At 54.7% G+C, this 1,499-nt stretch carries 1 protein-coding gene; it reads right to left on the reverse strand.

Going from position 1 to position 1,499, the window contains the following annotated elements; translation table 11 throughout:
* Positions 1 to 38: 38 nt before the first annotated feature.
* Positions 39 to 1,217 carry an IS481 family transposase gene (locus V0R62_RS26660; RefSeq protein ID WP_330105828.1) on the reverse strand — a complete coding sequence of 393 codons (1,179 nt, stop codon included), beginning with the start codon at positions 1,215 to 1,217 and terminating at the stop codon, positions 39 to 41.
* Positions 1,218 to 1,499: the final 282 nt, after the last annotated feature.

The raw sequence follows: 1,499 nt of genomic DNA on the forward strand, positions 1-1,499 counted from the left end.
ATGTACGGGTCACCCACATGGGTTACACAAAAGTTCACTCACATAGGTGACAACACCTTGAGTGTTACATAACCATCAGTGGCATCCCGCACATCGACCCTGCCAAGGATGATGGGACCAAAAATAACATCCCAGACACCATCCCCGACCTGCTCCAGGCCAATGGTCTGGTGCTTGAGCACATAGCCTACGTAAATCCTCAAGCCACGGCGGTTGATGATGCCGCAGCTATCCGCTGGCAAGCTCTCGATATGGCTGGGATAGGTCATCTCGGGGAGTTTTTCAGGGAATGGGCGTGGCGAGGGTTGGTAGCAAGACGCCGGTGTTTTCTGCTTCAACGCTTCATGCAAGCGCTCGTGATTGTAGTGCTGCCGAAAGCGATCAAAGTGCCGTTGTTGAGCCTCCCAGGCCACTGCCGGCGGCGATGGCAGCGTGCTCTTGAGCGTCCGATGCATGCGTTCGTGGCGGCCATTTTGTTCAGGCCGACCAGGCGCAATGCGCTCGGGAATGATGCCTAGACGCAGCCACCAGATCGACAGCTGAGAAAGTCCCGCACGTCCCTTACTGGCAAACGGTACACCGTTATCGGTACGAATCCGCTCAGGCAGACCATTCTCCCGGAACACTTGGGTGAAAACGGCCTGCGTTTCCAGAAGATTGGTGTTGGGCATGCTGTGGCAGGCGAGCAGGAAGCGGCTGGCGTGATCCATGATCGTCAGCGGGTAGCACCAGACGCCTGCACCTGTCAGAAATTGGCCTTTGTAGTCCGCACTGAACAGTTGGTTAGGCGACTCTGCCTTCTCCAGTGGCTTGGGATAGATCGCTACCCGCTGACGTAAGCGGCGTGGTTTGACCAGCTCGGCTTTCTTGAGGATGTTGTAGATCGCTGTCTTCGACGGTGGCGCCTGATCAGGGAAACGCTCTTGCAGCGCAGCCTGGATCTTTTTCGGACCCGGTTCCGTTTCGCCTCGACTGCGCAGTTCGATGATGGCTTCGCGAACTGCAACAGGCACGATCCAGTCCTGGGTCAACCGGCGACGGCTGCGTTCTTCCAGCCCCGAAGGCCCCTCTTTCTCATATCGCTCGACCCATTTGTAGCCGGTCTTTCGGCTGATCTCGTAGGCCTGGCACAGGGCGCTGAAGCTGGGTGCCCCCTGCAGGTAATCCGCGATGAAAAGCATTTTCAGGTCCATAGGTTTCAGCTCTCGCCAGGGCATGGTCAGATCCTCGAAAACCGACCCTGCCAGTTAAAGACTGTTACCTATGTGCGTGAACTGATTTGTAACCCATGTGGGTGAGTCATACCCCCCGCGAGGATTTTTTGGTTCCTTTTTGATCCTTCAAAAAGGAACTCGCCGTAAGGGCGAAAAGGTGACTATGCGTCGACATCGCAAATGAATGCACTTACAACTATTAAAACCGACGCCGACCGCATTTGACTTTGACTTTGACTTTGACTTTTAGAGCATGAGTTTTGAAAGTTATATGCGCATTCATTT

Source organism: Pseudomonas carassii (genome assembly GCF_036324045.1).
GTDB lineage: Bacteria > Pseudomonadota > Gammaproteobacteria > Pseudomonadales > Pseudomonadaceae > Aquipseudomonas > Aquipseudomonas peradeniyensis.